13 protein-coding genes are annotated in these 15452 nt (G+C 58.8%); 6 read left to right on the forward strand and 7 right to left on the reverse strand.

Annotated elements, in window-relative coordinates:
- Nucleotides 1-231: 231 nt before the first annotated feature.
- The 7 genes from KGB14_RS22430 to KGB14_RS22460 form a co-directional block, all read right to left on the reverse strand.
- Complete coding sequence (locus KGB14_RS22430) at nt 232-1167, reverse strand: glycosyltransferase family 2 protein (protein WP_223488872.1); 936 nt, start codon at nt 1165-1167, stop codon at nt 232-234.
- 376 nt (nt 1168-1543) lie between these two features.
- A complete protein-coding gene (locus KGB14_RS22435) occupies nt 1544-3058 on the reverse strand; it encodes an ABC transporter substrate-binding protein (protein ID WP_223488873.1) in 1515 nt (504 codons plus the stop codon).
- 32 nt (nt 3059-3090) lie between these two features.
- Nucleotides 3091-4062 carry an ABC transporter ATP-binding protein gene (locus KGB14_RS22440; protein WP_223488874.1) on the reverse strand — a complete coding sequence of 324 codons (972 nt, stop codon included), beginning with the start codon at nt 4060-4062 and terminating at the stop codon, nt 3091-3093.
- On the reverse strand, nt 4059-5045 hold the full coding sequence (locus KGB14_RS22445) for an ABC transporter ATP-binding protein (protein ID WP_223488875.1): 987 nt from the start codon (nt 5043-5045) through the stop codon (nt 4059-4061). The genes KGB14_RS22440 and KGB14_RS22445 overlap by 4 nt, the downstream gene beginning before the upstream one ends.
- Entirely contained in the window at nt 5042-5896 is an 855-nt protein-coding gene (locus KGB14_RS22450) for an ABC transporter permease (protein WP_223488876.1), read from the reverse strand. The genes KGB14_RS22445 and KGB14_RS22450 overlap by 4 nt, the downstream gene beginning before the upstream one ends.
- On the reverse strand, nt 5893-6840 hold the full coding sequence (locus tag KGB14_RS22455) for an ABC transporter permease (protein ID WP_223488877.1): 948 nt from the start codon (nt 6838-6840) through the stop codon (nt 5893-5895). The genes KGB14_RS22450 and KGB14_RS22455 overlap by 4 nt, the downstream gene beginning before the upstream one ends.
- 3 nt (nt 6841-6843) lie before the next feature.
- Nucleotides 6844-7731 (reverse strand): proline iminopeptidase-family hydrolase, encoded by an 888-nt coding sequence (locus KGB14_RS22460; RefSeq protein WP_223488878.1) that lies wholly within the window; start codon nt 7729-7731, stop codon nt 6844-6846.
- Nucleotides 7732-7911: 180 nt separating this feature from the next.
- Between KGB14_RS22460 and KGB14_RS22465 the strand changes: the two genes are divergently transcribed.
- From KGB14_RS22465 to nosR, 6 genes are all read left to right on the forward strand, one after another.
- Nucleotides 7912-8673 (forward strand): LuxR family transcriptional regulator, encoded by a 762-nt coding sequence (locus tag KGB14_RS22465; RefSeq protein ID WP_223488879.1) that lies wholly within the window; start codon nt 7912-7914, stop codon nt 8671-8673.
- Between the two features lie 93 nt (nt 8674-8766).
- Nucleotides 8767-9666 (forward strand): proline iminopeptidase-family hydrolase, encoded by a 900-nt coding sequence (locus KGB14_RS22470; protein WP_223488880.1) that lies wholly within the window; start codon nt 8767-8769, stop codon nt 9664-9666.
- 179 nt (nt 9667-9845) lie between these two features.
- On the forward strand, nt 9846-10289 hold the full coding sequence (locus tag KGB14_RS22475; RefSeq protein WP_223488881.1) for a CopD family copper resistance protein: 444 nt from the start codon (nt 9846-9848) through the stop codon (nt 10287-10289).
- A 115-nt stretch (nt 10290-10404) separates the two neighbouring features.
- The gene (locus KGB14_RS22480) at nt 10405-11751 is read left to right on the forward strand and encodes a coproporphyrinogen III oxidase (RefSeq protein ID WP_223488882.1); all 1347 of its coding nucleotides are present in this window, start codon (nt 10405-10407) and stop codon (nt 11749-11751) included.
- Nucleotides 11752-11773: 22 nt separating this feature from the next.
- Entirely contained in the window at nt 11774-13162 is a 1389-nt protein-coding gene (hemN, locus tag KGB14_RS22485; RefSeq protein WP_223488883.1) for an oxygen-independent coproporphyrinogen III oxidase, read from the forward strand.
- Nucleotides 13163-13271: 109 nt separating this feature from the next.
- Entirely contained in the window at nt 13272-15452 is a 2181-nt protein-coding gene (gene nosR, locus KGB14_RS22490; RefSeq protein ID WP_223488884.1) for a transcriptional regulator NosR, read from the forward strand.

A 15452-nucleotide genomic window follows, 5' to 3' on the forward strand; every position in this document is an offset into this window, starting at 1 on the left:
TACGGCTGAATGATCAGGAGGTGGCTATGAACTGTCCGCTGTGTGGAAACACCAATGCGCTGGAGGATCTATCGTTCGGGGGCGGATTACGTGTTTATTGCGAGCCGTGTGGTGGTTTCTATCGGATTTCATCAACCCTGCATACCTTGGCTGAAGGAAAAACCTACGACACCGAACGCGCGCGAACCCGGCTGATAGAGAGTCTCAATGTCGGGATGAAAGAGCGCCTCCTCAGGACGCTGTGCGCAGTGTTTTCATCCGCGCATAGAGATAGCGCAGTGTCGGTTTGCCATTAAAGAAAATCAGGGCTTGCCACGAATACTCAAGCATTCGCCTGAACACACTGATGACTTGCGCATGTTCGCCGCGCCTGGAAAACGCATTGAGAAAATCGACATGATTGGCCAGCACGAAGTGAATACGCTGCTGTTTGGTCAGCATTGCTCCATAGCGCGCCAGGTACAGCTCGATGAATTTGACTTTGTACGGGTAATATTTTTGCGGTTGCGCGGTGATGTTGCCACTGTTGACCCCACGCTTCACCAATACCTGCGGCACTGTATGAATCTCCCACTGCTCGGCGATCCGGGTCCATAGCAAGCGGTCTTCGGCAAAGTGAATGGCGGGTTCGAAACCGCCCAGGGCGACAATGATCTCCCGTGGCACCAGCACGCCAGACGTACCGTTGACGATGTTGGCGTGGATGAAGTCGAAGAAATGGTTGCCACATTTGCGTCGGTCTTCCAGCTGCCGTTTCCCGTCGGTGAATTCACTCAACTGATAGCAGTCGATGAGCCCGACCGGGTGCCCCAGGCGACAGAGTTCGGCATACAGAGCCAACTGCTGTTCCAGTTTTTGCGGATGCCACTGGTCATCGGCATCGAGGAAGGCAATGAGCGTTTCTTCGGCCCTTGACACGCCCTTGTTTCGCGCGCTGGCCGGCCCCTCGTTGGCCTGCTGCAAGAGCGTCAAGGGAAAGGGCGCCGTATAGTGTTTGACGATTTGCGGTCCGAGGTCGGTGGAACCGTCATCGACGATGATGACGTTGTCGGGCAAGCGGGTTTGATTGCTCAGCGATTCCAACATCTGTTGGACGCTGCCCGCGGCGTTGTGCATCGGAATGACTACACACACCGAACAAGGTGGTTGAGCGACGTCGTTAAACACGTACTTCTCTCCTTGGGCATAGCCTCGGCGAGTACGTCCTTGAGCGAGACGGAGTCCAGAAACAGGGGGGACTGCGCAAACAGCTACCTCACCCTTCCTTTTCGGTTCAGGTGGGTAGTCAATGGAGGCTTCTACAAAACCATAGGTTTATTAAATAAAGTGCCCATCTGACGAATGGTCCGCCGGGTTTTGGCTAAACAAAGCAAATATTCAGGGTTTCTGAGCGCCGACGTAGCCATAGCCTTGAGTTTGGCTGGCTGTAACTATCATGGCTGCTGATGATGGTGTTCATCCTCGGTGAGTCTGCACTTCGGTCATTGCTCTGGAGTGGGTAGTCTGGTGGCGCTGGAGCTGCTTGCTCCAGCGCCACTGTTGCTTAGTTCTTCACCGTCTCCTCAAGAGAGAAACGTCCCAGTGGGTTTTGCTGGAAATTTTCGATGTTCTTGCGTGAAATGTTGATGTACGGGCTGTAGTAGAGGTCGATCCAGTTGACGTCCTGTTTGGCGATCTTCTGTAGGTCGACGTACATCTGTTCACGCTTGACCGGGTCCGCCTCCACTCGGGCAGCCGACACCAGATTCTTGACCTTGTCGTTCTTGTAGCGGGTCATGTAATTCATGTTGGTGTCATGGCCCAGAACGAAAGTGGTCTTCTGGTCCGGGTCAAGGATGTCATTGGTCCAGTACATCACGGACAGGTCGTAATTACCGTCGACCAGCATCTGCCAGCTCTGGGTGGGGTCGACCTTTTGCAGGTTCGCGGTCACACCGACCGCCGCCAGCTGCTGTTGAACCAGCACGGCAATCTGCTCATCGGCTTCATTGCCGGCGTTGACTACGTAATTGAGCTTCATGCCCGCTGCGCCGGCATCGCTCAGCATCTGCTTGGCTTTGGCCGGGTCGTATGGACGCTTCAAGTTGTCGGCGTAGTGGTAAAGCGAGCCCTTGGGAATGTAGGAGTAAGCCTCCTGGCCATGACCGAACGTGACGGTATCGACCACCGATTTTTTGTTGATGGCCATGTCCAGTGCCTGACGTACTTCAGGCTTGCTCAGCAATCCGTGCTCATGGTTGATCAACAGGTGATCTTCCCGAGTGGAAGGGTCGGAATGAATGGTCAGGTTGGGGTCTTTGCGCAACGCATCGACTCGCGAAAAGGGTACGAAAATCGCTGAATCCAGCTCGCCTGCCTGCACCTTGAGCATCCGGGTATTGTCGTCGGGAATGGAAATCCACTCCACGCCATCCAGGCTGACCGTGTCGGCCTGCCAGAAGTGCGGGTTCTTCTCCAGCTTCACGCGATCGCCGCGCAGCCACTCCTTGACGAAAAATGCCCCGGACACCACAGGCTCCTGCGCATAGGCATCTTCGCCCATGCGGTCGATGGCCTTCTGCGACAGAACCGACACGGTCGGCGAGGCCAGTTGCGAGAGGAACGGCACCGACGGGGCGGTCAGAGTGACCACCAGGGTTTGCGGATCGGCCGCTTTCGCCGTGTCGATCAGCTTGTAGGCATCGCTCCACAGCGAGGCCTTGTTATCGCGAGTGCGCAACAGACTGAATGCCGCATCATCGGCCGTGATCGGCGAGCCGTCGGAGAATTTCGCCGCGCGCATTTTGAAGGTGTAGGTCAGGCCATCGTCGGAGACTTTCCAGCTTTCAGCCAGGCCGGGCTCCATCTTGCTGCCAGCTTTGTCGACCCGGATCAGCGTGTCGTAGACATTGGAAAACACCCAGGTATCGCGGTTTTGCGCGCTCTTGATCGGGTCGAACGTGGTGCTTTCTTCACGGCAACCAATGGTGAGTACACCGGCCGCCTGGGCAATACCGCTGGCAAGTGTGCAAGCGGTCAATGTGGCTGCGGTGAGCAATTTCAAATGCCGGGTTCGCATGGTCAAACTCCTTCTTGATGAGTGCGTTGTATTTAAAGCAGTGGCTCTTCGAGCACGCAGTCGTAACGGCGAGCGTCGAGTTGACGGGTAGGGGGCGCCACTTGGCTGCAAGTGGGACGAACGTAGCGACAGCGCGGGTGAAAGGCGCAACCGGATGGCAGCTGCAAAGGGCTGGGTGGTTCACCGGGCAAAGGGTCGACGGGTAGCGACCGGGTCGGGTCGATTTCCGGAATCGACTGGATCAGTGCGGCGGTATAAGGATGTCGCGGCGAGCGGAACACCGCTTCCACCGGTCCTTCTTCGACGATCTTGCCCAGGTACATCACCGCCACCCGATCACAGAGCCGGCGAACGATCGCCAGATCATGGGCGATGAACACAATCGCCAGGTTCATGCGCTGACGCAGCTCCAGCAGCAGGTTGATGATCTGCCCCTGGATGGACACGTCCAGCGCGGCCACGCATTCATCGGCAACGATCAGGCGCGGCTCCACGGCCAGCGCGCGGGCGATCCCGACACGCTGGCATTGGCCGCCACTCAAGGCGTGCGGTTTGCGCGAGGCCAATTCCGGGTGCAGACCGACCAGGGTCAGCAGTTCATCGACTCGGGCGGCGATCAGCGGTTCCGCTACCTTGCGCTGTACCCGGAGCACTTCCGCCAGGGTCTGACCGATGCTCAGGCGTGGATTGAGGGCGGCGTAAGGGTCTTGAAAAACCATCGCCGTCTCACGACGCAGCCTCTGGATATCGATCTTCCCGGCGTGAGCCATGTCGACGCCATCGAACAGCACTTGCCCGGCGAAAATCTCATTGAGGTGCAGGATCGCTCGGCCCAGGCTGCTTTTACCGCTGCCCGACTCGCCGACCAGTCCGAGCGTTTCACCGGCCGAGAGGGTCAGCGAAACGCTGTTGACGGCTGTCAGCCATTGCCGGTTCATGCCCAGCAGACCGGTGCCCGGAGCGGCGAAGCGCACCTGCAGATCCTTGACCTTGAGCAGGGTCATGAGCGGCCTCCGACGGCCAAGGGGTAATGGCAAGCGATGCGGTGTCCGTGGGTGACGGGCTGCAACCCCGGCATCAGTGTTGTGCATTGGCTGCCGGTTTGCTGGCAGCGCGGATTGAAGCGACAACCCTGGGGCAGGGCGTCGAGCAGGGGCGGTTGCCCGGCGATGGTTTTGAGCAATGCGTGACCGTGACTGGTGGCTGGCTGACAGTCGATCAACCCAGCGGTGTAAGGGTGGCGCGGATGGGCCAGCACCTCATGTTTGTTGCCGTGCTCGCACAAGCGGCCGGCGTACATCACGGCCATCGAGTCGCAGGTCTGGGCAACGACCCCCAAGTCGTGGGTGATCATGATGATCGACAGGCCACGCTGGTCGCGCAGATCGAGCAGCAAGCGCAGGATTTGTGCTTGCACCGTAACGTCGAGGGCGGTGGTGGGTTCGTCGGCGATCAGCACGTTCGGGTTGCAACCCAGGGCCACGGCGATCATCGCTCGCTGGCGCATGCCGCCGGAAAATTCGTGAGGGTAACTGTCGACTCGCCGCTGCGGATCGGGAATACCCACTTGCCGAAGTACGTCGATGGCCTGGGCGCGGGCTTCGCGCTTGCTGGCGCCCTGATGCAGACGAATGCCTTCGCCAATCTGCTCGCCGATACGCATCAACGGGTCAAGATGGCTGCTGGGGTTCTGGAAGATCATGCCCAATTGGCGCCCACGCATGCGGCGCATGCCGGCCTCGTCCAGGCGCAACAGATTTTCCCCGGCCAACTGCACGGTGGTGCCTTCGACTCGCAGGTCTGGCGACGGCAGCAGGCGCATCAAACCGCGACAGGCCATGGTTTTGCCGGAGCCGCTTTCCCCCACCAGTCCGAGCACTTCACCCTCGGCCAGGTCAAAGGACAGACGATCCACCAGGGTCACCTCGTGCTCCCCCTTACGGGCGATGACGCTGAGTCCTTCGACCTTCAGCACCGGCGTACTCATGAGCGTTCACCCAGGTATTCGGCAACCGCGTCAGCCAGCAGGCTGAAACCCATGGCCAGCGTCACGATCGCCAACCCCGGAAAGGTGCAGATCCACCAGGCGGAGGTGATGAAGCTCTGGCCCTCGGCGACCATCGTGCCCCACTCGGCGGTCGGTGGTTGAACCCCGAGGCCGAGGTAGCTGACCGCCGCGCCGTTGAGCAATACCAGCACCGCATCGGACATGGAAAACACGATCGAGCCGAACATCGCGTTCGGCAGCAGGTGCCGAAACAGAATGCGCCTATGGCCGAAACCGAGGCTCTTGGCGGCCAGGGCAAAATCGCTTTCCTTGAGTATCAGGATCTGCGAGCGGATCAACCGTGCGTAGGACACCCAACCCACCAGGGCCATGGCGATATAGAAACTCATCAGGCCGGGGCCGAGGATTGCCATGATCGCCAGCATCAACACCAGGAACGGGAAGGCCAGGATGATATCGATCAGGCGCATGCAGAACGTGTCGAAACGCCCGCCGATGTAGCCGGACAAGGCCCCGACACAGGTGCCGATCAGAAACGGGAAAATCACCCCGATCACTGCCAGCTGCAAATCGATGCGGGCCGACCAGATCACTCGAGACAAGACGTCGCGGCCAAAATTGTCGGTGCCGAACGGGTGGGCCAGATGGGGCGCCAGCAGGCGAATATCGGTGTTCTGGGCGATCGGATCGTAGGGCGCGATCCAGGGGGCGAAGATGGCCAGCAACAGCCAGCCGAGCAGGATCGCCAAACCCGACCCCATGGCCAAACGACGGTTGCGCACACCCAGGCCGAGGTTCAGTCGGGGGCCCGTGGTTGCCGGACTGCTCATCGGATGTTCACCCGTGGATCGATGGCGACTGTGATCACATCGGCGAGAAAGTTCACCGCCACGGTGGCGCAGGCCAGCACCATTGCAACACCCTGGACCACCATATAGTCACGGGTGAAGATGCCTCGGACCAGCAACTGGCCAATCCCGGGAATGGCGAACAGACTTTCGATGACCACCGTGCCGCTGATCAGCCAACCGATGTTCACCGCAAGCAAGTTGACCGCGGGTACCAGCGAGTTGGGCAGCACATGGCGACGAAACACCGCGCCTTCAGACAAGCCGCGAGCCCGGGCCGCCGTGACGTGGTCGGCTTGCAATTCAATCAGCATGCTCGCCCGCAGATTGCGCACCAATACGGCGGATAACGCCAGGGCGATGGTCAGACAGGGCAGGACCATGTGGTGCAGTTTGTCCAGCCAGTCGCGGCCATAGCCGGACACCGGGAACCAGCCCAGTTGCACACTGAACAGCAGGATCAACATGATCCCCAGCCAGAACGCCGGCATGCCGAGGCCGGCGGTGGTGAACAGGCGGATCAGGTTGTCGCCCCAGCCGCCCTTGTCACGGGCCGCAACGGTGGCCAGGGGCACGGCGATCAACATGGCCAGCAGCACACTGCCAAGCACCAGAAACAGCGTGGGCTCGATGCGTGTGCTGATCAGTTTCAAGGCGTCGACCTTGTACAGCAACGACTGGCCGAGGTCGCCGTTGAACAGGTTTTTCAGGAAGTAGAAGTACTGCATCCACAGCGGCTGATCGAGGCCGAACTGAGCGCGAATCCTGATCAACCCCTCTGGCGTACTGCGTGAGCCGAGCAGGGCGCGGGCCGGGTCGCCGGGAATCGAGCGCACCAGCACAAACGTGATGAGACTGATGCCGAACAGCACCGGCAGCAATTGCAGAGGCCGTAACAGGATGAAACGGTAACGCGACAGATTCATCGACTAACCTCGGTGCTGCTGGAGGAAATCCAGCAACACCGGAAAATAGGCGTGAGGTTCTTCGTAGAAGGGCATGTGGCTGCTGTTGGGAAACACATGCAGTGAGGCATCCTTGAGCGCCATTTTCATGCGCATGGCACAGGCCGGCGTGAGTTCGTCGTGCTGGCCGGTGGTAATCAACACCGGCATGGTGAAGTCGGCCATTTCCTGCAGACGGTTCCAGTTTTTCAGGTTGCCGATGTAAAGAAACTCGTTTGGCCCCTGCATGGTTGTGTAGGGCCCCATGTTCCAGTCGCCCAGAGAGCGCGTGACCGGTGCCGGCCATTCGTCCAGGCGGCAGACATGGCGGTAGTTGAGAAGGGTGATCGCCGCTTGGTATTGCGGGTGATCGAGGGTGCCCATGGCTTCATGGCGTTGCATCATGGCCACGGTTTCGCTGCCCAACGCGCCACGCAGACGCTCCAGTTCCTGCGACAGATGCGGGATGTCGCCTACCGTGTTTTCCAGAATCAGGGTTTTGAGTGCATGAGGGTGGTGAATGGCATATTCGATCGCCAGCCAGCCGCCCCAGGAGTGCCCCATCAAGTGCACTCGGCCCAGGTCGAGGGCCTGACGCACGGTTTCCACTTCAGCGACATAACGGGTGATGTCCCAGAGGGACGGGTCTTCAGGTCTGTCGGACGCTCCGGTGCCGAGTTGGTCGAAGGCGACAACCCGCAACCCCTGGTCCTTGAGCCAGCCATGGGCGTCACGCAGATAATCGCAGGGAAGCCCCGGGCCGCCATTGAGGCACAGCAGGACCTCATCGCCCTCGCCAAAGCTGTAAACCACCAGATTGTGGCCATCGACCTCGACGTTGTACTGCTGGTCCGGCTCGATTTCACGCCACATCGCAACTCTCCCTTGATGATGCTGACCGGTTCGGATGCTGACTAAACTGCTTACCTTACTGAGTAAGTCATGTGCCCAAAAGCTAGTATTTGTTATAGGTTTGGTCTGGCAGTCCCTCGCCGAGGCGTGGCATTCTACGTGCTGAATTTCAGGATTGAAATTATTTAGGGAGCGCAATGGATGCAGAGCAAGCTGTCTGACCTCAATCTCCGTCTGTTGTCGGGCAAGAGCCTGGATGAGCAACTGGACAATGCCTTGCTACTGGCTAATGAGCTGGGCTTTGATGCCTTGGTGTACGACTACAGCCCGGTGCCGCTGGACCACGAAGGCAAGTTGATCACGCCGTCGGTGCTCAAATTGCGCAATACGCCAGACGATTGGCATACGCGTTGGTGCGCAGAGGGTTACTACCAGATCGACCCCGTTCAGCAGGTAGCACTCAATTGTGTTTCACCCTTTGTCTGGTCCTATAAACCCGGGACTGACACCCTGTTGGAGCCGGTCATCAGTCAATGCCATGCGCCTGTGGTGAATTATCTGGAAGACTCACAGATGACCTGTGGGGTATCGGTCCCGATTCATTTGCCCAGAGGCGGTTTTGCGTCCTTGACGGGGCTGCGTACCGGCAACAGCACCAGTATGCTGAGCGATGCCCGGCAGACCCTGGCGGATTTCAGCCTGATTTCCCATGCCTTGCAGGAAGCGGCCTATCCGTTGCTTGGCAAGGAGACTCACACGCCTCCCATTCACCTGACCAAGCGTGAACGCGAGTGCCTTAAATGGGCGGCTGAAGGCCTGACCGCCGCCGAGATTGCCAAACAACTGAATCGCTCATTGGCCACCATCAGCCTCCATCTGACCTCGGCCATGCATAAGCTTGGGGCCAAGAATCGGGTCCAGGCCGTGGTTCGGGCTACCCACTATCGATTGCTCGACAGTTGAAACAGGGCAGAAACCTATCTGTTTCTCTAGTTATTTCGAGGAGCCGATCCCGCTATCGTGTGCCGTATGGTTTTTCAGGAACGGCACAAAGAAATGGAATCTATCGGAATACGCGAAGGCTTCGCACCTTTTGGTCTCTATCAGACCTGGTATCGCATCACGGGTCACTTCGACGGTAAACGCACGCCACTGGTGATTCTGCATGGCGGTCCGGGCTGCACGCATGATTACGTCGACGCATTCAAGGACATCGCCGCGAGCGGGTATCCGGTGGTTCATTACGACCAACTGGGTAACGGTCGCTCGACCCATCTGCCGGAAAAAGACGCCTCGTTCTGGACTGTCGCGCTGTTTCTCGATGAACTGGACAACCTGCTGGATCATCTGGAAATCAGCGACAATTACGCGCTCCTGGGGCAATCCTGGGGGGGCATGCTCGCCAGTGAACACGCCGTACGGCAACCTGCGGGGTTACGGGCCTTGATCGCCGCCAATTCCCCTTCGGATATGCGCGTCTGGGTTGAGGAAGCCAACCGTTTACGCAAACTGCTGCCTGGCGGCGTACATGAAACATTGCTGGAGCACGAACGGGCAGGGGATTTTCAAGCGCTCGCCTATCAGGAAGCATCGAGGGTTTTTTACGACAACCATGTGTGTCGCGTCATTCCCTGGCCCGATGAGGTGGCGCGTACTTTCGCCCAGGTCGATGCCGACCCCACCGTTTACCACGCCATGAGCGGGCCGACGGAGTTTCATGTAATCGGCAGCCTGAAAGACTGGACCATTGTCGACCGCTTGCGGCACATCAATGTGCCGACACTGGTGATTTCGGGTCGCTACGATGAAGCCACGCCGACGGTGGTCAAACCCTATCTGGAGCAGATCCCGAATGTGCGTTGGGCGCTGTTCGAAAATTCCAGCCATATGCCTCATGTCGAGGAGCGGGTCGGCTGCATGGGGACGGTGGTGAGTTTCCTGGATGAGTGCTTGTAGGCGGCTTTCTTGTTTGTGCGTGAATCGGGATTTTCGGGTTCCTTGATTGAGGTCAACCGGGTGAGCCGGCCTGCTCTGTATTCTCGCAAGACACCGACCGCTCGAAGGGCCAGGCTGGCCCGGCATGTGTGGGCTCGATGAGGTATTGAGCAACGGTCTGAATGGAGGGCGAGAATCCCATGCTCTATCCACTGTTGCTGACCTTTCATCTGTTTGCCGCCCTGATCTTTATCGGCACGGTGTTCTTCGAAGTCCTCTTTTTGGAAAGCATCCGCAAACAGTTGCCCGCCAAAGTGATGCTGCTGGTCGAGGAGGGTATTGGCCGCCGCGCCCGCACCCTGATGCCGTGGGTGCTGCTGGTATTGTTCGGCGCAGGGCTGGGCATGGTCTGGCTGCGCTATTTGCCCGTCCTTGCAACACCAATGGCCTCATCGTTCAGCACCTTGTTGCTGTTGAAAATCGTGGTCGCCGTGAGCGTGCTCCTGCACTTCCTGGCGGCCATGTTTTTGTTCAAAAGCGGCCGAATGAACGCTCGATACCTGCATTTCATCCATGGCAGTGTGTTCTGCCATATGGTCGTCATCGTGTTGCTGGCCAAGGGGATGTTTTACCTGACGTGGTGACCGGCCTGCCCAGAGGTCTGCCCTGCAGCACTTGGCTCGCGCTTGATGCAAATCAAGGAGCATTGATCGCCAATCCCGGACACTGCTGATCCGCAGCCAGTCTCGGAGACCTGTCATGCTCGATTTTTCTCACCCCCCTGGCGAGCTGATCGCTCGGTGCGATCAGGGCGTACTCGACCCCAACGGTCATGCCGATACGCAGAAGTTTCATGACGGCATCGGCTCTCTGGATTTGCTGCGTGCCTTGCGCGTCAGCCGCCAGAAACGACGCCCGATAGCCCTGAACGTGCAGCTGCCTTCCAGGCTCAAGCCATCCTTTTGTTCCCCGCGCGATGCCTCCTGCGAGCACGGCGACATCGAACAGTACCTTCAGCGCCTGGAACAGGAGATCGACCTCGTCGGTTGCCACTTGAGTTCGGAGCAGCGGGTCGAGCAATTTCATCTGGGTGGCGGAACACCCACCATCGCTCATCTCGAGCGGCTGATGAGTCATCTGCGTGGCCGGTTCAACTTTCTCGAGCATGAGTGCGGCGACTACAGCGTTGACGTCGACCTTCACCACACCGATTGGTCGACCATGGGTGCGTTGCGCGGCCAAGGGTTCACTCATGTCAGCATCGGCGTTCCGGATATCGATAGCGACTGCGGCATGTCCGTGGCCTGCTACCAGAACCCGGCCCCCGTTCATTCACTGATCGATGCGGCCCGCACTTTTGGTTATCGATCCATCAACGTCGATCTGGGTTTTGGCCATGCCTGGCAGACGCCAGAAAGCTTCGCGCTGAAACTGACGACCATTATCGAGCTGGAGCCGGACAGGCTGATGGTGTTCGACTATGCCCGGCCACCACGCCGCTATCGGCCGATGCTCGGCGACCAGGCCAGAGAATCGTGCAGCCAGGACGATAAAGGCGCGATGCGCCAGATCTGCTTCGAACAGTTGATGGGCGCCGGTTATCACTACATCGGGATGGGGCAGTTCGTGCGGCCCGATGATGATCTGGCGATCGCTCAGGAGCGGGGCCGGTTGCGTCGCACCTGTGACGGTTTTACCCGCCACGGCTATTGCGACCATATCGGGTTCGGTCTGGGGGCCATCAGTCAGATCGACGATTTGTACACGCAAAACACCGACGCCATCGAGCGTTATCAGCAGCAGCTGGACCGGGGCCAATTGCCAACGTGCCGTGGCTGGCGTTTTGAGGCGGGGGATCAGATAAGGCACATGGTCATGGAGCGACTGGCGTGTGATCAAGAGCTGGATATCCGCGCCATCGAGCGGCGCTATGGGCTGAGTTTTTCCCAGTACTTCTCATCGGTCTGGCCGTTGCTGGAGCAATTGAGTCGCGAGGGGTTGATTGAGTTGTCGGACCGTTTCATCAGCATTCTTCCCGCCGGCCGGCCGGAAGTGGATGCCATCTGCAACCTGTTCGAAAAGGATTTGGGCAGTGCAAGGCATTAACCCACCTGCGAGTCGATTGATCATGAAACCTGCATTCGATTTCGATCGAGCCCTGGTCGAAAAGTATGACCGTCCCGGGCCGCGCTATACCTCTTACCCCACGGCGCCGCAGTTTCATCAGGCGTTTGCCGTCGACGACTATCAGCGTGCCGCCTCCGACAGCAACCTGGCGGCGGTGCCCAAGCCCTTGTCGGTGTATATCCACATTCCGTTCTGCAAAAGCCTTTGCTACTACTGCGCCTGCAACAAAATCATTACCCAGAAAACCCATCGGGCCGTTGAATACCTGACGTACCTCAAGCGTGAAATCGTCATGCAGGCAGCCTTGTTCGACAGCACGCGCAAACTCACGCAACTGCACCTGGGCGGAGGTACGCCCACCTATTTGACCCGTGAACAACTGGCGGATCTGATGGACTGCCTGCATCAGGCATTCGACATGGACGACAGCAATGCCCATGAGTTTTCCATCGAGGTCGATCCGCGCACCATCAGCACCGAGCAGATCCAGTCACTGCGCCAACTGGGCTTCAACCGCTTGAGCTTTGGCGTGCAGGACTTCGATCCCGACGTGCAGGCGGCGGTCAATCGTCAGCAAAGTGAAGAGCAGATTTATGCGTTGGTTGCTGCGGCGCGTGAGGCGCAATTCAAGTCGATCAGCGTCGATCTGATTTACGGCCTGCCACTGCAAACCGTGAACAGTTTCGACGTTACCCTGGGCAAGATCATCGCCCTGCGCCCGGACCGGATCGCCGCCTACAGCTACGCCCATTTACCCGAGCTGGTGCGCGCGCAACGGTTGATTCGCCCGGCGGACATGCCGCCACCGGAGCGCAAGCTGGAGTTGCTGGAGCTGACCATCCGCCGTCTGACCGAAGCCGGTTATGTCTATATCGGCATGGATCATTTCGCCTTGCCGGACGATGAGCTGGCGCTGGCCCGCACCCATGGCACCCTGCAACGCAATTTTCAGGGCTACTCGACCCATGCCGACTGCGACTTGATCGGCCTTGGGGTGTCTTCAATCGGCAAGGTTGGCGACAGCTACAGCCAGAGCGTCAAGGAGCTTTCGCAGTACTACGCCCGTATCGATCAAGGCCTGTTACCGGTGCATCGAGGGTACCGATTGAGCGCCGACGACCTGTTGCGCCGTGAGGTGATCAGCGACCTGATGTGCCACGGGCGGATCGATTTCGGTAAGTTTGAAGCGCGTCATGATATTCGCTTTACCGAGTATTTTGCCGAGGCGCTGGCGCAGTTGGACGAGCATGTGCGTGACGGGCTCCTGCAGATTCACAGCGATGAACTGGTGCTGTTGCCGCAAGGGCATTTGATGATGCGCAGTGCCGCGATGGCATTTGACGCCTATCTGGGAGGGGAGCAAAAAGGGCAGTTTTCACGCACTGTTTGAGACCTGTAGCGTGGCCTTCAGGGGTATTTTCTCAAGTTGATTTCAATCAAGGGCGGGGCACACAACGCTCCCTAACATGGCCGCAAGCCCCTTTGAAATCAGCGAGCTCATGACAATCCATCAGCCTTCGATACATGGCAACCCGCGCCTCTGGAGTATCGGGCTGGTGGTGATGGTCTTGCTGATGATCGCGATGTTCGCGACGGTGCAGGCCAAGTCATACGGCGACATCGAGCAGCAGCGCATCGAGAAGGTCTTCCCGCAAACCGATTCAGTGTCCGCACCCGAAGGCCAATTCAAGGTGCGCACGCTGTCGGCGGCCGGCAAGGCCATCGGTTATGTGTTCCAGAGCCTGGATGTGGTGGACATTCCGGCCTACTCGGGCAAACCCATCAACACTCAGGTGATCCTCGACACCGCTGGCGTGATTCAGGACGCCTATGTGCTGGAGCACCACGAACCGATTCTGCTGATCGGCATTCCTGAAGAAAAACTTCACGGCTTCAGCGCCCGATACAAAGGGATCAAGGTCAGCCAGCGGGTGGTGGTCGGCCATTCCAGCGACCCGAGTGCGGTCACCGTGGATGCCATCGCCGGCGCAACCGTCACCGCCATGGTCGTCAATGAGGTCATCATGCGTGCCGCCCATGAGGTGGCCGTATCGCTGAAACTGATCGAGGACAGGGGCGGGGTGGTGAACAAGCCCGCCATCGTGCGCCAGGATTATTTCCAGCCTGCCACCTGGGAGCAACTGACCGGTAACGGCGCCATTCGCCGGTTGAACCTGACCCGTGGGCAGGTCGATGCAGCCTTCAAGGGCACCGAAGCCGAAGGCGTCGACAACGCCGGCCCGGATCAAGTCGATGACACCTTTATCGAGCTGTACACCGCCGACTTGAACCCACCGACCATTGGCCGCGCGCTGCTGGGCGACAATCAATATCGCTTCCTCATGCAGGAACTCAAACCCGGCGAGCAAGCCATCGTGGTGCTGGGTCGTGGGCTGTTTTCCTATAAAGGCTCGGGTTATGTGCGCGGCGGGATATTCGATCGGGTGCAATTGCGCCAGTTCGGCAACGTCATCAGCTTTCGCGACATGGACCATCAGCGGCTCTCCGACGTGTTTGCCGAGGGCATGCCCGAGTTCAATGAAATGTCGATTTTCATTGTGCGCAAACCGGCCGGATTCGACCCGGGATCACCCTGGTCCCTGGAGCTTCTGGTGCGGCGTCAGACCGGCCCGGTCAGCGGCACCTTCAGCAGCTTCGAACTGTCTTATCAACTGCCCGAACCCTACCTTGAGCGACCCGCGCCCAGTGCCGAAGAACGGGCGGCCATCGAGGAAGCCAGCCGGCCGATGTGGTTGACCATCTGGTACCAGAAACACTTCCAGATCGCCGTACTCGCGAGCGCGTTGCTGCTGCTGACGGCCATTCTGTTCCTGCAAGACAAACTCACTCGCCGGCCACGCTTTCTGCACTGGCTGCGCCGTGGTTACTTGCTCTTCACCGTAGTCTTTCTGGGCTGGTACGCCCTGGGGCAGTTGTCGGTGGTCAATGTCCTGACCTTTGTGCACGCGCTGTTCGAGCATTTTCGCTGGGAGTTGTTTCTCACCGATCCGCTGATCTTCATGCTCTGGGTCTTCACCGCCGCAAGTGTTTTGCTGTGGGGGCGTGGCGTGTTTTGCGGCTGGTTGTGCCCGTTTGGCGCTTTGCAAGAGTTGATCAACGAAGCCGCGCGCAAATTGAAAATTCCCCAGTACGAATTACCGTTCGCGGTCCATGAGCGGCTGTGGGCGATCAAATACATCATCTTGCTCCTGCTTTTTGGCATCTCCCTGGAATCGATGTCCACCGCTGAACTGTTCGCCGAGGTGGAACCGTTCAAGACCGCCATCACCCTCAAGTTCGACCGCCAGTGGTGGTTCGTGCTCTACGCGGTGGCGCTGCTGGTCATCAATCTTTTCACGCGAAAAGTCTATTGCCGCTACATCTGCCCCTTGGGTGCGGCGCTGGCGATTCCGACCAAATTGCGCCTGTTCGACTGGCTCAAGCGCCGCAAGGAATGTGGCAGCCCCTGCCAGTTGTGCGCCAAGGAATGCGAGATCCAGGCGATTCATCCCGATGGCCGGATCAATGCCAACGAGTGTCACTACTGCCTCGATTGCCAGATGACCTACCACAACGAAGACAAATGCCCGCCGCTGATCAACAAACGCAAGAAGCGCGGCAAACCGGCCCCCGTGGCGGTGCAGCTGATACCTGTCGTGGAAGTGCCGGCGGCTGAATGA

It is taken from the genome of Pseudomonas sp. A-RE-19, from assembly GCF_019956555.1.
Lineage (GTDB): Bacteria > Pseudomonadota > Gammaproteobacteria > Pseudomonadales > Pseudomonadaceae > Aquipseudomonas.

Bases quoted from the DNA above. Each gene is read 5' to 3' on its own strand.
- KGB14_RS22465 (WP_223488879.1), top strand. From the start codon at position 7,912: ATGCAGAGCAAGCTGTCTGACCTCAATCTCCGTCTGTTGTCGGGCAAG.
- KGB14_RS22475 (WP_223488881.1), top strand. From the start codon at position 9,846: ATGCTCTATCCACTGTTGCTGACCTTTCATCTGTTTGCCGCCCTGATC.
- KGB14_RS22450 (WP_223488876.1), bottom strand. From the start codon at position 5,896: ATGAGCAGTCCGGCAACCACGGGCCCCCGACTGAACCTCGGCCTGGGT.
- KGB14_RS22480 (WP_223488882.1), top strand. From the start codon at position 10,405: ATGCTCGATTTTTCTCACCCCCCTGGCGAGCTGATCGCTCGGTGCGAT.
- KGB14_RS22460 (WP_223488878.1), bottom strand. From the start codon at position 7,731: ATGTGGCGTGAAATCGAGCCGGACCAGCAGTACAACGTCGAGGTCGAT.
- KGB14_RS22470 (WP_223488880.1), top strand. From the start codon at position 8,767: ATGGAATCTATCGGAATACGCGAAGGCTTCGCACCTTTTGGTCTCTAT.
- KGB14_RS22445 (WP_223488875.1), bottom strand. From the start codon at position 5,045: ATGAGTACGCCGGTGCTGAAGGTCGAAGGACTCAGCGTCATCGCCCGT.
- KGB14_RS22435 (WP_223488873.1), bottom strand. From the start codon at position 3,058: ATGCGAACCCGGCATTTGAAATTGCTCACCGCAGCCACATTGACCGCT.
- hemN (WP_223488883.1), top strand. From the start codon at position 11,774: ATGAAACCTGCATTCGATTTCGATCGAGCCCTGGTCGAAAAGTATGAC.
- KGB14_RS22455 (WP_223488877.1), bottom strand. From the start codon at position 6,840: ATGAATCTGTCGCGTTACCGTTTCATCCTGTTACGGCCTCTGCAATTG.
- nosR (WP_223488884.1), top strand. From the start codon at position 13,272: ATGACAATCCATCAGCCTTCGATACATGGCAACCCGCGCCTCTGGAGT.
- KGB14_RS22440 (WP_223488874.1), bottom strand. From the start codon at position 4,062: ATGACCCTGCTCAAGGTCAAGGATCTGCAGGTGCGCTTCGCCGCTCCG.